Here is a 17,461-nt window from a genome sequence, read left to right as displayed (position 1 = left end):
GATACAGTAGAATAAGCTTTTATAGTCAGACACGATGAATTGAATGAATAAGCAAATAGAGTTATTAGCACCCGGCGGCGATGTAGAAGCAATTAAAGGGGCCATTGTTGCCGGTGCAAATGCTGTTTATTGCGGTTTAGATGTTTTTAATGCACGTAATCGCGCAACCAACCTTTCTTTTGATGAGTTGTGTGGCGTATTACGTTTAGCGCATCAGCACGATTGCGAGGTATTTTTAACGCTCAATGTCGTTATATTGGAGCAAGAATTACCAAGCCTAATCAAACTGTTGAATAAATTAGTGAATAGCGGTCTGGATGGCATTATTGTGCAGGACCTTGGCACATTTAATTTAGTAAAGAAGTATTTTCCAAGTCTTGATTTACACGCCTCAACGCAGTTAACGACGCACAATGAAGGGCAAATACAGTTTTTAAGCAAAATTGGCGCTTCTCGGGTTAATTTATCGCGCGAACTAAACCTTGACGAGGTTAAAAGCCTGACCCGTTTTGCACATGATCATGATGTATTAACCGAAGTTTTTGTACACGGTTCCCTTTGTATAGCTTTTTCTGGTCAGTGTTATTCAAGCTCGGTAAGTGTCGGCAACTCTGGTAACCGTGGGCGGTGTAGCCAAGCGTGCCGAGATGAGTATGAAACCACTGCCACGGGCAATAATTTCCCACTTAATTTAAAAGACAATTCAGCCTATTTTGATTTACCTGAATTAGTGGACGCGGGCGTCGACTCGTTAAAAATAGAAGGACGTATTAAGGGTGCGCATTATGTTTATACGGTGGTGGATAGCTGGCGTAAACAAATGGATAAATTTGAACAAACAGGGCGCTTATTAGAAGACGATTCAAATTTACATAAGGTCTTTAATCGTGATTTCACCAATTCCTTTTTAAAGGGTGATCTGACCAAAGACATGTTTATTGATAATCCCAGAGATCACAGTGTTGAACACGCAGTGACGAAAAGCCAGGCTGTATCGATTGTCCATATTCATAAAGCAAAACAAGATTTGTATGAAGATAAAAATAAAATTGGTGATGAATTAGCCGACAAAATTAAAGGCTTAAATATCGATAAGCAGCAATTGAATTTGGTTTTTTCTGGGCAAGTGGGTGAGCCATTAGTGCTAACTATTCAGGTAAAGACTGCAAATGGGCAAGATGAGACAACACATGTGATCGAATCTGCAGAGCCACTGAAAAACCCAACACAGTCAACACTGGATACCAATGCGATCAAGAAGCGTTTTAAAGGCTTCAATAAGGCGAGATATACGATTGAAGCCATAGACTTTAGTCGTTTAGCAGACAATATTAGCCTGCCATTCAAAGAACTGGCACGGCTAAAAAATAAAGCCGCTTTCCTGCTGAATGATTCTGTTGAGATATTGCGGGATGTCGATGTGCCGCCACTGCTCAATCACCCAAAAGTAGAAGAAGGTTCATCGATAGATAAGAAGCCGTCTATGTCTATTTTAATAGCGGATGAGAAAGACCTGCATTTATGTGAGGTAACACAGGCGGACATTTACTTTAAGTTGCCAGAAAGCTTTAAAAAAGGCTGTACGAAATACATTGATTTATTTCTTCAAAACCCACGTTTAATACCGTGGTTTCCCGCTGTTTTAATTGGTAAAGATTACCAAGAAGCCGTTAATGTCCTAAAACATGTGCGCCCTAAACGTATTGTTACTAATAATACGGGTATTGCCTATAAAGCGTTTGAAATGGGAATAGATTGGGTTGCCGGACCGTTTTTAAACACCACTAATTCATATGCTTTGTTAACCTTGCAAGAAACGCTTAACTGTTCGGGTGCGTTTATTTCTAATGAAATTAATCGTATGCAAATTAAAAATATTGCGCGACCCAAAAATTTCAAATTGCTCTACAGTATTTATCACCCCATTTTAATGATGACCAGTCGACAATGTTTCTTTCAACAAACTGTGGGGTGTAAAAAACCGAGCATTGAAGATGGCTGCATGCTTAAGTGTCAAAAGGCAACGACTATTACCAATGTAAAAGGTGTGTCGTTTGCCATTGATAAGCAAAAAGGTGGCTACCCCAGCATTTACAATGATGAGCAGTTTTTGAACCTAGATGTAGTGAATGATTTGGCTGATTTATTTGATGAATTTTTTATAGATTTAACCAATATCGGTGCAGGGTCAAAAGAAGAGCAGAACAAAACACAATTGATAGATTCTTTTGAGCAAATAATAAGCGGTCAAAAGGCAGCAAAACAACAGCTTAATCAAATGGTTCCTGTCTCGACGATGGCACAATATAGACAAGGCTTATAACAAGCAGCTGAGCTTGTAGTATTGGTTGCTTTGTGTATGCAGTAGTTTAAAAATACTGTGCGCTTAAGCAGTTGAACCACTCAAAAAGTATTTTTTTAAAATAGCCCTTCACGCTAAAATTTTAGTGGGAATAACGGTTATACTAATAGGTCATTAGGCTCATCAATAACTGTATTTAAGTATGAAAAAGATATTATTTATCATCGTAACAAGTTCCTTCTTGATCGGTTGTGATGGACAAGATGGTATGGGCTCAAACCCACTAAGGGCTAAGGCACGTGACATTGAGAACCAGCAAGAACAGGCTGCAGGCCGTGAACAAGAAACAGCGTACGGTTCAGCCATCTCCGATTCGTTTAAAAAAAATAGCGAATAGCCGATACCCAAACACACTGGCAGGCTGCGTGTTTGTTGCAAATAATGATACTGGTTTCCTTAGTCTAGGCGTGTAATTAGCATATTTCGCTTTTAGTAGTTGAGTAGTGCTGTTCAACGCCACATGGGTTTAGACATCGAGCTTTAAGGGTAATATAAAGCAGCCAGCCAGCCCATTTTATGTCACCTAAATAGACATAGCGTAGCTGGGTTTTATCGCCATTTTGCCCAAGGATCCTCAGTATTTTCAGGGCTATAGCTATCTTCGACGGGCGGGCGCTTATTCTCGTGCGTTGTGTGTTGGCCTTTATTATAGGTAGAGGCTTTATTAACACGTTTAGTCTGTAATTGTTCCGCGTCTTCCAAACTTAGCTCAGCTGGTTTCCCGGGCGTTTGATTTGCTGGAACAAGTCGGTCTCTAGGTGGTATTGAGAATTCTTTAGATGATACCTTGGGCAGGTTTTTAAATTCATATAGATAAAATGCCTCAACTTTTTCACGCGCCCAAGTTGTCTTTTTTAGAAACTTAAGGCTCGACGCAATACTCGGGTTAGTCTTAAAGCAATTAATATTCAAATAAGCAAAGAGAATCTCAAAGCCGTAATGCTCGACGATCTCAAGCAGCAGGTTCTTTAAACTAAGGCCATGCAGCGGGTTATTTGTGTAATCAATTGGGTCATTCATGATATTTGTCTTAATTCGGTGGGTTAGGCCTCCATTATACCTGTCAGCAACCGGCGATAGAGTGAAGCGATAAGACTTTTCGTTTAGCTGTACTAACACAGCCGGCACTACCGAGAAAATCGCTACATCATATGTTCAATGCTATTAAATACGGCCTGCTTAATAAATGCTTGGTCAGCTGGAGTCGCATGACATAGGCACCCAAATAAGCAAACCGTATTAGGGTAGAGCAGGGCTAATTAAGTGATGAAAAGCGTGAACTAGTATTACATGCGATTAACCGCCATTTCATAATTAAAGATTGGGCAAAGTATTTTAGTTCAGGGCTGGCATCGGTGTGATCATTAATCATACAGAGGTGTTGATAGGTTGCTTGAGCAAATTTTAACTCCCTAGTTTGTGCATATTTGGTTGTTAAAAACAAAACAGTCGTCTGTAGTTTTTCAATGCTTATGTTTGTCGCCATGTCTGCAATGTTTGATGAAGGGTCTAATGGTGTGCTATTGGATTTCATACAAATACCTTTTTTTGTTAATGAGAATGATTATCATTAATATTTAAAACAAATGGATTGGCGCTGTCAAGAAAATACTTTTAATAATCTTATTGCTAATGAGAATGATTCGTATTACTATTCATTAAAATTATGGAGAGGGATTAATTTTATGAAAAAGTTGTATGCAGTCAGTCTATTGACGTTAGCCAGTGGTGCTTCAGTGGCAGGAGAAAACCAATGGCTATATGCAAAAGGTACAGACACGAGGCCGCAAGGGAGTTATGAGTTCAAACTGAGTGACACAATTAAAGTTGGAAAAAACTCAGGTGATTATGTTGCACATGATATTAGGCCAGAAATTGAGTATGGAATAACGGATAAATTAACTGTAAGCGCTGAGCTGGTGTTTTTTGATCATAACTACTCACTGAATAATTCAGACAATGACCCTATGTTTAGTACACAGGGAGGGGCTGGCAAGCGCTTTGATAAATTTCAGTTTGCAGGGTATGAAGCGGCGCTTAAATATAATATTTTGAGCCCTTATAAAGATGTCATGGGTTTATCTGTAGGCTTGGCTTTTGAGCATAGAGATGCGTACAGATTAGATGGCGCAGATATCGATCAAGATTCGTTAACAACGACATTCTATTTTCAAAAAGACTTTTTAGATGACACACTTATATTTGTTGTTAACCCTAAGGTAGAGCTTGAAAGAAGAAAGTCCCCCGATGTATTAGAGGAAGAGATTTCATTAGAGTTGATGGCGGCTGTTTCATATCGATTTATGCCTAAATGGACGGTCGGCCTTGAGTATCGCTCTCAATCTGATTATTTAAGTGTGCAAGAAAACGGAGAATTCGAAGAAGGTGTGCAGCGCTCTAGTTTTGATTTAACAGATTTTAGATTAGGCGATAGGTATCAAAGTGGCCAATACATAGGTCCAACGCTTCATTATGCGACTCAGCGATGGTGGGCAACAGGCGGTGTGTTGTTTCAGTTCCAAGGGGGCGGCGGCTTTAGTGAAGATGGTAAAAACTTTGATGAGCATGAGAAATACCATGCCGGCGTATCATTCGGTTATGAGTTTTAATGCAAGCGTTAAACGTAAAGTACATACTCGGCTTTATGCTGTTAAGCCTGATTTCAACAGGACACGCGGAAACTTTTTTAACGGTTGAGCAAGCAAAAGGTGAGTTATTTGCTAACACACCGATGAAAAAAATGGATTTAACATTATCTAACGCTCAAGTTGAGGCAATAGAAGATGCGTCGGATATGCGTGTGCTGAGTAATAAATTGAATGCATGGAAAACACAAAGCAACGAGTGGTTTCTTGTAGACCAAGTTATTGGTAAGCATGAAATGATTGATATGGCTGTGGGTATCGATAGTTCAGGCAAGATAAAGGGGCTTAGGGTACTGCGTTATGTTGAAAGTTATGGCAGTGAAGTTCGATATATTAAATGGTTAGATCAGTTTAATGGTCGGGATAGTTCTGAGAAATTATTGTTAGATAAGCAGATTGACAATATTTCGGGTGCAACGCTGTCGTGCCGACATATTACCGATGGAGTAAACCGTTGGACGCATACTTGGCAACAAGTCTTACAGCACTTGTAATACCTACTCGTTTAACAATTAATTTAGTAATAAATATGAGTTATTTACGTCATGGTAACTGTCTATTTTCCTAAACCATATCGTTACGGCCTTTATAGTTTGTTTTTCTTAAGTTGGTTCTCGGGCAGTGGGTTTTTTATTCTTAAAACCTGGTTTCTTCAAGAAGGCAAATATGGACTGGTAAAACATGCTTGGCAATACCCTGCATTGCAAGTTCACGGTGCAATGGCATTTTTAATGATGATTGGCGTGGGCTTTGTTATAGGAGCCCACCTACCCAAAAGTTGGAAAACAAAACAGAAAAGAAAGACAGGTATTTTGCTGCTTACCATGCCCTGCCTTTTGATAATTAGTGGCTATTTATTGTATTACGTAGCAGAAGATACGTTTCGACAATGGCTTGAGTACACCCACTTAGCGATAGGTCTCGTGTTGCCTGTCAGTTTATCTCTTCATGTGTTATTGAAAGTTAAACAGAAAAATGAAAAGCGAAATAATGAAAGTAAATTGGAAAAAATTTAATCGGAAAACGCATTATTGGGGATCAATTTTATGTGCCTTACCTATTTTGGTTGTTATAGGCTCAGGCGTCTTGTTGCTGCTCAAAAAAGATGTAGATTGGATCCAGCCGCCCAGCACTCGCGGAGTGAGTTCTGTTCCTTCAATTACTTTTGATGAAATTCTAGCAACTTCAAAAACAGTAAAACAAGCAAAGGTTAACGGTTGGGCGGATATTGACCGACTGGATGTAAGGCCCAATAAAGGCATTGTTAAAGTTCGAGCGAAGAGCGATTGGGAAATTCAAATAGACACTCAATCTAATGAAATATTGCAAGTGGCCCATCGCCGGTCAGATTTCATTGAGTCAATTCATGATGGTACGTTCTTTCATGATGCTGTAAAGCTATGGGTTTTTTTACCTAGCTCATTGATTTTATTTGTTTTGTGGGTAACGGGGCTATATTTGTTTTTAACGATGCATTTTAAAAAAAGAAGCAGAAAGCGGATAACACACCCTGCAGGATAAAAGATTGGTGTTTATATGTTCGTTAACTTAAATCGATTCATATTAATGAGCCTTGTTGTTTGGTGCTTTTCTTTTAGCTGCTTAGCAACTGAAAGCCAGTTAAAAGTGAATAAAAAAGCCGTCATAAAAGGAGTGGCTTTTAAAGGTGATATAGAAGCCCGAAGAGATAAAGGCATATTGCATAGAAAGCATGCAGATATTGGCGTGAGACTTCCTTTGGCGATAAAAGACTTAACACTAGGTGTTCATTATCGAAGGGTTTATAGCTTAGAAGAAGATGGTTGGGCGCTAGAAAATAGGCCCTATGTTCAATTAGAGCAAAAATTCAAAGGGAACAATAAGCTTGATTGGAGATTGAGAGTTCGCCAAGAATTTAGAGATCGAGAAGGAAAAGGGCGCTCTAAACGCAGCCGAGTGAGAGCTAAGGTTGTATTACCCAAGCGAATTTTTAATGCTAAACCGTTTGTGAGCCATGAATATTATTATGATTTAACGGCGCATCAATTATCGCAAACACGGGTAGACATGGGTGTTACCTTCGATAAATTCAAAACAGTGGTGCCGCAACTATCTTTTAAAATAGTGGCAAAGCAAAAGGATAAATGGCAAACCTCATCGGCAATCGTGTTGAGTCTGGCCTTTTAAAAGCAGTTATTAAGGAAGTGAGATAACAATTTCATTGCCTTGTTCAGAAAGTTCAAGCGCAAGAAGGTTTTTATCAGCGGGCCCTTGAAGAACCGTCCCCTGTTTATCAAATTTAGCACCATGACAGGGGCAAACTAGCTTGTCTGGCGCCACAGAAACGGTGCACTTTTGGTGTGTACAGCTTAAGAGCAAGGCAACATATTTTCCATTTTTTTGTTGATGTAGAAAGATCGGTGCCTTGACAGTCGTGGCCTGCAAAATAGCAAAGTCATCGTTTTCTAATACAGTTTTATGAGCAATTATTTTATTGTTTTGCTGCGTTTTTAAAAGAGTGGTTTTGATATTGGGTGATGTTTGGCAGCCCACTAATAAGGAGGCGCCGCAGCTACTTGCTAAGGCGAAGCTGCTGGATTTTTTAATAAAAGATCGCCTATCCATTTAAGGTGCTCCCTAGTTTAATAATGTGTACAGTTTGCCTTATCTATTTGATAGCTTAGTTTCTTTGTAGCGCAGCGATGCGTTCTTCAAGCGGTGGGTGAGACATAAAGAGTTTTTTGACTTGTCCACCATTAATACCAAAAGCGGCTAATTCTTCTGGCATATCAGTTGGCTCATGACTACGCTGTAGGGCTTTTAATGCGTTAATCATTTTTTGTTTGCCGGCTAAATTGGCGCCGCCTTTATCGGCATGAAACTCACGATAGCGCGAGAACCACATAACAAGCATGGAGGCTAAAAAGGATAACACGACCTGAGCTAACATTTGGGTCACAAAATAACCAATGCCATGCCCACGTTCATTTTTAAGAATGACCCTATCCACAATATGACCAATGACAGAGGCAAAGAAATATACAAAAGTATTCACCACACCTTGCATCAATGCCATCGTGATCATATCACCATTGGCAACATGGCTGACTTCATGCCCAAGCACGGCTTCTACTTCATCTCTGTTCATTGCATTAAGTAAGCCAGTACTCACGGCCACTAAAGCATCATTCTTATTCATCCCAGTTGCAAAGGCATTGGGTGTAGGGTTATTAAAAATACCGACTTCTGGCATACCAATGCCTGCTTTTTCCGCCTGTTTTGAGACCACAGAAACAAGCCATTGCTCTGTTGAATTTTTAGGCTGATCAATAACCTGAACACCCATGGAACGTTTTGCCATGGATTTTGACATGGCTAAGGAAATGACCGAACCGGTCATGCCAACGATCAGAGAGATAATTAATAAAGCATTCAGGTCTAAATCGACCCCATTTGCCTGCAAAGTACCTGATAAACCAAATAGGCTAAATACCAAGCTGATAACGACCATAATGGCTACATTAGTGGCTAAAAATAAAGCAATTCGAGTCATGTTAAAAATGTCCTTAAACAATATAAAAAGTATTTGGGGGTGAATTTTGTAAATTCAAGTTTAGGTATTTTAAGCTAAATATCTTACTCGACGTTTGCTTGTCTCAATAATCTAAATACCCTATTTTTGATACCTAATGCTTAAACGGTTAAGCGTTTTTGTTTAAGGACAGAGAAGGTTAGTTTGATTACTTGAACGTTCGATTCTAGTTAGGAAAAAGACAGCGTTGCAAAAAAATATAAAACATTAAAGTGAAAGAGGGTGAATAGGCCAGCTAAGTAACGTGCAGAATAAATTTTGCTATTAAACTAGTCAGTTAAACAATTTGGCAAGACAGGGTGTAGCCTAGGTTTGCCATAACACTGGACTCTTTGTTTAAGTCAGCCATAGTCACGTCTTGTTCAAGAAAGAACTGTTTATCAATGCTTAGCATCATTTCGCGCCCATCAACCTGAAGCGATAATAAATCGATAACTAAGGGCTGGCGGCTATTATTTATAATAACAGCTAAGCGAAATAGGCGAATTAACCGCGTTAACATTTTATGGCTGATAATTCGAATGTCGGGAAGCCGTCTTCGTCTAAACCGTTTTCTAGCCCCAATGACGATGGTTGAAAGCAGAAGCTGTTCGTCTTGGTTATAGCCCGCAAGGTCACTGTTAGCCAAAATATAAGCTGAATGTTGCTGAAAGTCAGTCACATTAATTTGCTGGCCAACCTCATATAAATAAGCGGCCTCAAGTAATAGAGTCTTAAGTTTCGTTGAGGTTAGACTCCAGCTTTTTGAAGTTTGGTGCCAAAATAGCTCGCAAGTTTCTGCTATTTGTTGGGCCTGCCTACGGTCAACGTTGTAAAGACGTTGTAAATGTTGGCGAGTACGCAGCCGTGTATCTCCTTGTTTATTTTGTTGCTCCATTTCAAACAAGACGCCCTCGCGCAAGGCAGCAGAGCAGAATGTCAAAGCAGTTAGGTTTAGGCTCTTCATAAGGGCAATCATAATGGCTAAGCCAGCAGGTAAAACCATGGCTCTAGCTTCGTCAATACCAACTAATGAGAGCTTAGAGACACCGTCTATTTGGCATAATAAATGTTGTAATTTGAGTAAGGTATTTAATTCTAGACGGTCGGTTGTTTCGCTGATTAAACCGATCGCCTTAAAAAGGGCTTTGGCGGTGCCTGATGTTGCAAAGACCTTATTTGGGTGACTTGTCCTAAAATGATGGGAACACTGCTCAAGCTTTTGCAGTGCGGATACCTCGGCCCGTTTAAATGATTTTTGATTCACGCCTTTACTGAAGTAACGTTCTGTAAAGCTGATGCAGCCCATGTTTTTGCTGTCTCTATATTGAGTATCAGTGCCTTCACCCAGCACTATTTCAGTACTGCCACCACCTATATCAACCACCAAACATGAGTCTTTGATTTCTTCGCTACGAACGACCCCTTGGTAGATTAATCTGGCCTCTTCAGAGCCTGAAATTATTTCAATAGGAAAGCCCAATGAGTACTCAGCCAGTGAGAGAAAAGCATTACGGTTAACAGCTTCTCGCAAGGTATGAGTGGCCACGACACGACATTTTTTAATTTGATATGTTTTTATTGTAGCGCTCATTTCTTTAAGACTGCTTGCTGCTCTTAGCATCGCCTCGTAACTTAATTCATTAGCCTTATTTAACCCCGCTCGTAAGCGTACTCGATGTTTTACCTTATGCAGAGGTTCAAGCTTACCGGCATTTAAGCGAGCAATAATTAAGTGAAAACTATTAGAGCCTAAATCTAAGGCAGCAATTAATTCTGATTGGGTATCGGCGTTAAGGCTAGTCATTTCTTGTTAGACTCAAGGTCTTTTAGATAGTTATACACCGATATTTGAGAGCGAATTTTTCGCTTATTGCCTCGTGGCAAATATTTGTTATGTTGTTTCTTATCTATAATTCTGGCCTTTGTCTTATCGGACCATTGGAGGTTAAAGATATGGATAATTTGTTGCTGAATGGCAGGGTCATAAATAGGGCAGCCAACCTCTACACGCCGCTCTATATTACGCGTCATCCAGTCTGCCGAACTAATGGTAACGCGAGGGTCTCCATTATTATGAAAAATCGTAAATCGTGTATGTTCTAAAAATCGGTCGACAATAGAAATAACTTCAATATTGTCACTAAGCCCTACAACCCCAGGAGCTAAACTGCACATTCCCCTCAAGACGATTTTAATTTTCACACCGGCACTACTGGCCTCGTACAACTTATCAATAACTTGCTTATCATCAATGTTATTCATTTTAATAAGAATTTCAGCCTTATGCCCTTTTTTGGCCATCTTTATTTCATTCTCAATCGATTTATTAATCCAATCTCTTGTGCCGATAGGGGAAACAATTAAATGTTTAAACGTGGTTTTTTTATAACTGTGCGCAATAAAGTCAAAAACAAGCGCAACTTCCTTGGTAATCGCTTGTTTGTTGGTAAATAAACTAAAGTCGGTGTAAACCTTAGCTGTTTTTTCGTGAAAGTTACCGGTGCCAACGTGAGCGTAATAGGTTTGTTTTTTATGTTCATGTCGGCCAATTAAACATAATTTAGTGTGGCACTTTAGTGAGGGTAAGCCAAAGTGAACCTTAACACCCGACTCGGTTAAGATACGCGCCCATTCCATGTTGGCTTGTTCATCAAAACGTGCGTGTAACTCAATAACAGCAAAAACTTCTTTGCCATTTCTAACCGCATTGATCAGTGACTTGATAAGCCTACTGTTGTTGGCTACACGGTAGAGGCAGATTTTTATTTCAAATACATTTGGATCAAAAGCTGCCTGACGTATCAATTCGGTAAAGTGATCAAACTTGTGATAAGGGTAACAAAGCAAAATGTCTTGCTGCTTTATTGCATCAAAAGGGCAGGCATGACGGGAAAATTGCCTAGAAACCAAAGGTGTTAACGGAGGGTTTTCAAGGTGTTTACGCCCCACATTAGGGAAGTCAATAAAGTCTCGGAAATTATGATAACGGCCACCTGGCACCACACTATCATGACGTGTAATGCCAAGTTTAGATTTCAGCATGTCGATAGCATGATCGGGCATGGCTCGTTCGTACACAAATCTCACAGGCTTAGCATGTAGGCGCTGCTTTAAACCGATAGATAATTTTTCTAAAACCGATAAATCAATATCATCGGTTAGACCGAAATCAGCATCTCCCGTTACCTTCATAGCGTAAACATTGCAGACCTTGTAATTAAAATAGGCGGAAAAAATATTGTTTATACAATAGCGAATAATATTGTCGGACATAATAATATCTCGTCGTCGTTTACCTTTTTCACGTGGTAATTCAATAAAACGAGGAGAGTCTGTGGTTGGTATCGCAATTGCTGCATACTGTATGTTTTTACCACCCAGCATTTCACAAATTAAATAGCTGAGGTCATCTTTTAATAAGGCCGCTAAATTAGTATTTTTATTGATAATAATAGGCTCAATAAAACCTTGTAGATGATTGGTAAAGTATTTTTGTAGCCAGTTTCCTTGCTCGGGGCTCAGTTGATCTTCATTAATTAAGAAAATGTTTTTATGCGCGAGCCCTTTCAATACCTCATGGTAAGTGACATCAAATTCTTCTTGTAGCTTTAAGACCTTTTTTTGTATATCACGTAACAAGTTTTTGGTCGGTGTTTGTTCATCAAGGTCTTTCTCAATAAGAACCCGGCGCTTAACATTGGCAACGCGCACCCTGAAAAACTCATCTAGGTTGTTTGAAAAAATGCCTAAAAACCGGACTCTTTCTATAATAGGTGTGGATTTATCAGCCGCTTCTTGTAGCACGCGCTCGTTAAAGGACAGCCAGCTGAGTTCTTTCGCAATATATTTCGCCTCTAATTTTTTGATCACCTAACCTACCTAAGCCGTTTACTAAAACTTTATTATGTAGAGGCAAGATGACAGGTTCGTGACAGTGTCTAATCCTTTGGTTTTATGGGGCGAAATTTTCCTGTTACACGGAAAGGGCTGAGATAGGTATTTGTGCCTTGCGTCTGCATATTGTCATCGTTCTGACACTTCGTTGTCATCATCATTGGTTACATTCACTGCAAATTTTAAGGATGAATGCCATGCTGAATACCACACGAATATCTCGTTTAGATTATTGCTTAAAAATTGTTTTGGAGCAGTCTCGTATTGGTGATTTAAAAGTTTGTAATAAGCAAAACCTGATCTATCTCTTGTTAATATTAGTCGTTTCATTCGGCCTCTTCAGCGGTGAAGAAACCCCCATAGTTGCTGGACAGCAAATTGGCTTAACTGGCTATGAAATTCACGCAACGCCTAAGATGATAGCGGGTGTTAAAGATAATGCATCTGGCCTAACCTATAACAGCAATACCAATACATTATTTGCTGTTGTTAATAACCCAGAAATGCTACTTGAGCTGACAAAAGACGGTGAGCTAATTCGTCGTATTGATTTAATTGGCTTCGAAGACACAGAAGGGGTGATGTATCTCGGCGGCGAACGATATGCCGTGGTTGAAGAGCGAAAAAGAACCTTGGTAATGTTCGATATTAATTCGCAAACAAAGGTTGTTAATAGGGTGGGCTTAAAGAGCCTTCAGTTAGCCATTACATCAGGTAAAAACAAAGGATTTGAAGGGTTAACTTATAACCAAGACAGTGGGGATTTATTTATCATTAACGAGAAAACACCTCGACAACTGATAAAGCTGTCGGGTTTTGTTGAATCATCTGATATCGCTATTTCAACGCCGTTTTCTTTAGAAAAAACCTCTTTTGGCGGTGATGATTACTCAGGGGTGCATTATGACGATCAAACAGGCCATCTAATACTCTTGAGTGACGAATCTCGTCAAATGGTTGAAGTCAATAAAGAAGGGATTGAAATCAGCCGATTGGACTTGAGTAGAGGGAATGCTGGTTTGCATGATGATGTACCGCAGGCTGAAGGTATAACAATGGACAAAGACGGTGATATTTATGTCATCAGCGAGCCTAATTTCTTTTATCGTCTCAAGAGTAAAAATCGCCTGTTAAAAGTCGCGTCAAAAAATGACTAATTGAGTTAAATCAAACTGGCTGCCCCATCTATACCATGGCTTCGGTATTTAACTGGGCAAGGTTTAATGGCAACGGTTATGTGCTGGTTGGCGTTGGTGTTCTTGTTATCTTTCAACTGTTTTTTACCTATCAAGAACCGATACAGGCCCTGTTGGGTACAGCTGCAAGCAATTCTGCTAAAACTCGTGTTAGGCATAACAATCACGAACTTAAACTAGCGCCTTCTTTAAGTTGTAGGTCAGCCTCTTTTTATACGCACTACTTTCATAATTTCTAAATCAATGCCAGCAACAGTTTCTTGTGCTGGATAGTACGTCATGTTTACTCGGGCGCCTTTTAAGCTCTGGTATTGACCTTTGCGCTTGAATTTAAAGGGCACAGTGCAACCTTCTACCATCAACGTATGTAAAATCCAGTCGCCTTGAGGGCGTTGAACATGTGACATAACCTTCATTAATTCTGAGTGAGTAAGGCTGGGGTGTTTTTCAATTAGTTTTTGGGGGTCTGATTGCATGTTTTTTTATGATTACTTTAACCAATAACCGTTAAAGAACTTATTGGTTCTTTGTTAAGAGTGGGCGCTAGCTAGACTGACCCCATAATTCACTCTATTGTGATATTCACGTTCTTTTAGGGTACTAGGAATAACTGCATTTATAAGGTACAAGTTATCAAAATAATGGTTAAGATACGACAATTAAACGAACAAGGAAAAGATGATGAGTAACTCAATTTACGACATAGCGCTAACTAAAATTGACGGTAGCGAATCAACCCTCTCTGACTACCAGGGAAAGGTTATGCTGATTGTTAATGTGGCTTCTAAATGCGGTTTAACCCCTCAATATGAAGGTTTAGAGGCGCTTTATCAAGCGTATCAGGACAAAGGCTTGGTGGTATTGGGTTTGCCTTGTAATGATTTTGCAGGGCAAGAACCGGGCAGTGATGCTGAAATACAAACATTTTGTTCAACAAACTATGCCGTCAATTTTCCGCTGTACAGTAAAGTAAACATAAATAGCAGCCCAAGACACCCGCTATACGAATGGCTTATTAATGCCCAGCCAACAAGCAAACAGCTAGAAGGTGGTCAGTTAATGAGCCGACTGGCAGAAAAGGGTTTATCGCCAGCGGTAGAAAGCGATGTCAGCTGGAATTTTGAAAAATTTTTAGTGGCACGTGATGGGTCAATTAAAGGCCGGTTTGCGCCTGATATAGCCTGATGATGCAAGCCTTATTAACGCGATTGAGGAAGCGTTGAACGCTTAAGGGTTTGCTGGGTTAGTCTCTTTGAAATGCTCATCTGCTGTTAAATGAGTATAAGACATCGTGAGTTCCAGATATTTAAGTTGTAGTGATTTAAATTTATCAGATACTTGCGATGTCTTTTTAGTTTATAGAGTGTTGGGCTTGCAACTTGAACTCACCTTTATTCATAGTGAGTCCAAAGCCTGATTACTTTTATACTATGTTCCTTTTCGTATATTTGGTAAACAAGCCTATGCTGAATGTTGATGCGACGTGAATATGCACCGGATAAATCGCCAACCAACTTTTCATAGGGTGGTGGGTTTTGGTAAGGGTCTTTTTGAATTATATCTAGAAGAGGTTTTGCGTTATTCTTAAGTTCAGAAGAAAGCTTCCTAGCATCTTTTTGAGCTTGTTTTGTATAGAGTAGCTCCCAAGTCACCAATCAAGCTCCTTAGAGCTTTCGGATAGGTCTTGTTTCAATCCCTCTTGGATAGATTCTCTCATGCCAGGAACGGATAGCAAGTTAAGCGTTTCAGAGATGGCGTTCCAGTCTTCTTCTGCCACTAAAACGGCATTACCTCTTTTTCCTGTAATGATGACAGGTTGGTGTGTTTCAGTAGTCTCATCTATAAGACTGTACAGTTTAGATCTAGCTTCAGTAACATTTAATATGGTCATAATATTTTACCTCCAAGCTAAGCGTACGCCTAAACGTACGTAAATTCAAGTCTTTTAAAAATCAAAGCGTTAAAGCTAAGTTGGGGGTATAGGGAAGCTTATTTTTGAAGAAACTAAGCTGACCGCCCCTTGATTTCGTCGAGTAATTTGAAAAATAGAAATGCCTGATTGCAAGACCTGACCCTATTATTTACTCTTAAGTTCAGAAGAAAGCTTCCTGGCATCTTTTTGAGCTTGTTTTGTATAGAGTAGCGCCCAAGTCACCAATCAAGCTCCTTAGAGCTTTTAGATAGGTCTTGTTTCAATCCCTCTTGGATAGACTCTCGCATGCCAGGAACGGATAACAAGTTAAGCGTTTCAGAGATGGCGTTCCAGTCTTCTTCTGCCACTAAAACGGCATTACCTCTTTTTCCTGTAATGATGACAGGTTGGTGTGTTTCAGTAGTCTCATCTATAAGACTGTACAGTTTGGATCTAGCTTCAGTAACGTTTAATATGGTCATAATATTTTACCTCCAAGCGAAGCGTACGCCTAAGCGTACGTAAATTCAAGTCTTTTAAAAATCAAAGCGTTAAAAGCTAAGTTGGGAGTAAAGGGGAGCTTATTTTTGAAGAAACTAAGCTGACCGCCCCTTGATTTCGTCAAGTAACTTGAAAAACAGAAATGTGTGATTGCAAGACCTGACCCTATTTTTCTCTTTTTCTCTCAATAAGGTCTTATGAATTGCTCTAACCACCGACCAAATCAAACCAATATTTATCTATCAATTGTGAAATAGTATTTTTTCTTTTCAAAGACTCTCTAACCATTTTCTCAAGAACATACTCATTATATCGAGCGCTGTCACCTATCCAATCAGTAACATACGTATAAGCGATATCAAAGTCATTCGACGACAGATTAGAATTAAAAATATTTTCAAACGAACACCTTAATATTCCCTTTAAATAATGATGACCTGTAAATTCCAGCTCATCAGAACCATCCTCACCAGCTAAATTCTCTACTAGATATATTAGCTTATCTAGTTTTCCCTGAATCTCAGGAACCTGTTGGTTGAGATAGGCTTTTACGAATCTGCTTGATTTATTACTTTCAGTGATAAGAGCAAGAATATCTTGATGGTTGTGTTCAATCAACCACGACTGAAACTCAGCCATATCTGTAGCCTTATTTAGTTCCCTTCCTGCTGAGAAGGCTGAAATTAGTCCAACGATTACTGCAAATTGTTCAACCAAGATTCAATCCATCCATGTACAGTTAACAGTATGTTTTATGGGATTGCATCCCACAAAACAGTATTACCGGGAATCCCGATAGTTTTATTTGGTTGATTTAAATAAAGGGGCTTAACTTTTTGTAATATTTATATATTATTTCCATTCCATTGGTCTCTTGAATTTAAATGGTGGGATTTAATCCCACATATCAATAAGCTTTTTTACCCCGCCAAATTTAATATTTAAGTCGACGAGCTTGAGCTGTTTCTGCGTCTAGTCTGCGTTTTAAACAGCCTCGTAGTCTTCACTCATTATCAATCGATATTCATCTCTGCTAAGCGTCGCTCGCGCATTAATAGAAAAACGGGTACTGCAAAAGCCACCGCAACGGTAGCCGTTAGTAGAATATACACCCACCATCGAGCCATTGAGAGGCGGCGAGCTTCAACAAATGACCAAACAATAAAAGCGCCCCAGATAACCAGCACATCATTGGTTAAAGAGCTTGAGGCATTGTTAATATAGGCCTGATGAATAAAATGACTAAGTGAAAACCCACCCTGTTCAAGCATATATTGAATATTAAAGTACGACGTTAACGTGACGCCCGCTAAAGCAAATAAAGCATAGATTATTTGACGGCTTTTGGATGAGTTGAGCATTAATCGTCCTTTTTTAATGGTGTTTATGGTGCGAAAT

At 39.5% G+C, this 17,461-nt stretch carries 21 protein-coding genes; 9 read left to right on the top strand and 12 right to left on the bottom strand.

The window, feature by feature from the left end; all coding sequences use genetic code 11:
- The first annotated feature begins 43 nt into the window (after positions 1-43).
- Both CYCPU_RS0108385 and CYCPU_RS0108380 read left to right on the top strand, forming a co-directional pair.
- On the top strand, positions 44-2,323 hold the full coding sequence (locus tag CYCPU_RS0108385; protein WP_020162488.1) for a peptidase U32 family protein: 2,280 nt from the start codon (positions 44-46) through the stop codon (positions 2,321-2,323).
- A gap of 181 nt (positions 2,324-2,504) precedes the next feature.
- Positions 2,505-2,699, top strand: coding sequence for a hypothetical protein (locus CYCPU_RS0108380; RefSeq protein WP_020162487.1), 195 nt, complete (start codon positions 2,505-2,507; stop codon positions 2,697-2,699).
- A 212-nt stretch (positions 2,700-2,911) separates the two neighbouring features.
- Here the strand turns inward: CYCPU_RS0108380 and CYCPU_RS0108375 are convergent, their stop codons facing one another.
- On the bottom strand, positions 2,912-3,382 hold the full coding sequence (locus CYCPU_RS0108375) for a VF530 family protein (RefSeq protein WP_020162486.1): 471 nt from the start codon (positions 3,380-3,382) through the stop codon (positions 2,912-2,914).
- A gap of 235 nt (positions 3,383-3,617) precedes the next feature.
- Positions 3,618-3,896: a hypothetical protein gene (locus CYCPU_RS0108370; protein WP_015006415.1), complete on the bottom strand. Its 279-nt coding sequence runs from the start codon at positions 3,894-3,896 to the stop codon at positions 3,618-3,620.
- A 151-nt stretch (positions 3,897-4,047) separates the two neighbouring features.
- On the opposite strand from CYCPU_RS0108370, the gene CYCPU_RS0108365 reads away from it, so the two are divergent.
- Genes CYCPU_RS0108365 through CYCPU_RS0108345 form a run of 5 tightly spaced genes read left to right on the top strand, consistent with a single transcriptional unit; the run spans position 4,048 to position 7,173 of the window.
- Positions 4,048-4,971: a DUF6662 family protein gene (locus CYCPU_RS0108365; RefSeq protein WP_015006414.1), complete on the top strand. Its 924-nt coding sequence runs from the start codon at positions 4,048-4,050 to the stop codon at positions 4,969-4,971.
- A complete protein-coding gene (locus tag CYCPU_RS0108360; RefSeq protein ID WP_016389981.1) occupies positions 4,971-5,501 on the top strand; it encodes an FMN-binding protein in 531 nt (176 codons plus the stop codon). Before CYCPU_RS0108365 ends, CYCPU_RS0108360 begins: the two co-directional genes overlap by 1 nt.
- Before the next feature lie 51 nt (positions 5,502-5,552).
- The gene (locus CYCPU_RS0108355; RefSeq protein WP_016389982.1) at positions 5,553-6,023 is read left to right on the top strand and encodes a hypothetical protein; all 471 of its coding nucleotides are present in this window, start codon (positions 5,553-5,555) and stop codon (positions 6,021-6,023) included.
- Positions 5,998-6,528: a PepSY domain-containing protein gene (locus CYCPU_RS0108350; protein WP_020162485.1), complete on the top strand. Its 531-nt coding sequence runs from the start codon at positions 5,998-6,000 to the stop codon at positions 6,526-6,528. The genes CYCPU_RS0108355 and CYCPU_RS0108350 overlap by 26 nt, the downstream gene beginning before the upstream one ends.
- A gap of 45 nt (positions 6,529-6,573) precedes the next feature.
- Positions 6,574-7,173 (top strand): DUF2490 domain-containing protein, encoded by a 600-nt coding sequence (locus CYCPU_RS0108345; RefSeq protein ID WP_232228625.1) that lies wholly within the window; start codon positions 6,574-6,576, stop codon positions 7,171-7,173.
- A gap of 9 nt (positions 7,174-7,182) precedes the next feature.
- Here CYCPU_RS0108345 and CYCPU_RS0108340 read toward each other — a convergent pair whose 3' ends face one another.
- From CYCPU_RS0108340 to ppk1, 4 genes are all read right to left on the bottom strand, one after another.
- Positions 7,183-7,611, bottom strand: a complete 429-nt coding sequence (locus CYCPU_RS0108340; protein ID WP_015006409.1) for a QcrA and Rieske domain-containing protein — start codon at positions 7,609-7,611, stop codon at positions 7,183-7,185.
- 55 nt (positions 7,612-7,666) lie between these two features.
- Positions 7,667-8,539: a protease HtpX gene (gene htpX, locus CYCPU_RS0108335; protein ID WP_015006408.1), complete on the bottom strand. Its 873-nt coding sequence runs from the start codon at positions 8,537-8,539 to the stop codon at positions 7,667-7,669.
- A gap of 316 nt (positions 8,540-8,855) precedes the next feature.
- Positions 8,856-10,364 carry a Ppx/GppA phosphatase family protein gene (locus CYCPU_RS0108330; RefSeq protein WP_020162483.1) on the bottom strand — a complete coding sequence of 503 codons (1,509 nt, stop codon included), beginning with the start codon at positions 10,362-10,364 and terminating at the stop codon, positions 8,856-8,858.
- Positions 10,361-12,430, bottom strand: coding sequence for a polyphosphate kinase 1 (gene ppk1 / locus CYCPU_RS0108325; protein WP_020162482.1), 2,070 nt, complete (start codon positions 12,428-12,430; stop codon positions 10,361-10,363). The genes CYCPU_RS0108330 and ppk1 overlap by 4 nt, the downstream gene beginning before the upstream one ends.
- Positions 12,431-12,651: 221 nt before the next feature.
- Between ppk1 and CYCPU_RS0108320 the strand changes: the two genes are divergently transcribed.
- Positions 12,652-13,611, top strand: a complete 960-nt coding sequence (locus CYCPU_RS0108320; protein ID WP_020162481.1) for an SdiA-regulated domain-containing protein — start codon at positions 12,652-12,654, stop codon at positions 13,609-13,611.
- Positions 13,612-13,850: 239 nt separating this feature from the next.
- Here the strand turns inward: CYCPU_RS0108320 and CYCPU_RS0108315 are convergent, their stop codons facing one another.
- Complete coding sequence (locus CYCPU_RS0108315) at positions 13,851-14,126, bottom strand: hypothetical protein (RefSeq protein WP_020162480.1); 276 nt, start codon at positions 14,124-14,126, stop codon at positions 13,851-13,853.
- A 202-nt stretch (positions 14,127-14,328) separates the two neighbouring features.
- Between CYCPU_RS0108315 and CYCPU_RS11810 the strand changes: the two genes are divergently transcribed.
- Positions 14,329-14,835: a glutathione peroxidase gene (locus CYCPU_RS11810; RefSeq protein ID WP_232228624.1), complete on the top strand. Its 507-nt coding sequence runs from the start codon at positions 14,329-14,331 to the stop codon at positions 14,833-14,835.
- A 206-nt stretch (positions 14,836-15,041) separates the two neighbouring features.
- Here CYCPU_RS11810 and CYCPU_RS0108305 read toward each other — a convergent pair whose 3' ends face one another.
- The 5 genes from CYCPU_RS0108305 to CYCPU_RS0108285 all read right to left on the bottom strand — a co-directional run bounded on the left by CYCPU_RS0108305 (position 15,042) and on the right by CYCPU_RS0108285 (position 17,424).
- Positions 15,042-15,302, bottom strand: coding sequence for a Txe/YoeB family addiction module toxin (locus CYCPU_RS0108305; RefSeq protein WP_020162478.1), 261 nt, complete (start codon positions 15,300-15,302; stop codon positions 15,042-15,044).
- Entirely contained in the window at positions 15,299-15,541 is a 243-nt protein-coding gene (locus CYCPU_RS0108300; RefSeq protein ID WP_015006399.1) for a type II toxin-antitoxin system Phd/YefM family antitoxin, read from the bottom strand. The genes CYCPU_RS0108305 and CYCPU_RS0108300 overlap by 4 nt, the downstream gene beginning before the upstream one ends.
- Positions 15,542-15,801: 260 nt before the next feature.
- Positions 15,802-16,044 carry a type II toxin-antitoxin system Phd/YefM family antitoxin gene (locus CYCPU_RS0108295; RefSeq protein WP_020162477.1) on the bottom strand — a complete coding sequence of 81 codons (243 nt, stop codon included), beginning with the start codon at positions 16,042-16,044 and terminating at the stop codon, positions 15,802-15,804.
- Positions 16,045-16,270: 226 nt separating this feature from the next.
- Positions 16,271-16,780: a hypothetical protein gene (locus CYCPU_RS0108290; RefSeq protein WP_016389989.1), complete on the bottom strand. Its 510-nt coding sequence runs from the start codon at positions 16,778-16,780 to the stop codon at positions 16,271-16,273.
- A gap of 296 nt (positions 16,781-17,076) precedes the next feature.
- A complete protein-coding gene (locus CYCPU_RS0108285) occupies positions 17,077-17,424 on the bottom strand; it encodes a DUF2834 domain-containing protein (protein ID WP_020162476.1) in 348 nt (115 codons plus the stop codon).
- Positions 17,425-17,461: the final 37 nt, after the last annotated feature.

Source organism: Cycloclasticus pugetii PS-1 (assembly GCF_000384415.1).
GTDB classification, from domain to species: Bacteria; Pseudomonadota; Gammaproteobacteria; order Methylococcales; family Cycloclasticaceae; genus Cycloclasticus; species Cycloclasticus pugetii.
Note: the sequence above shows the minus strand (reverse complement) of the source record. Positions and strands in the feature narration are given on the sequence as shown.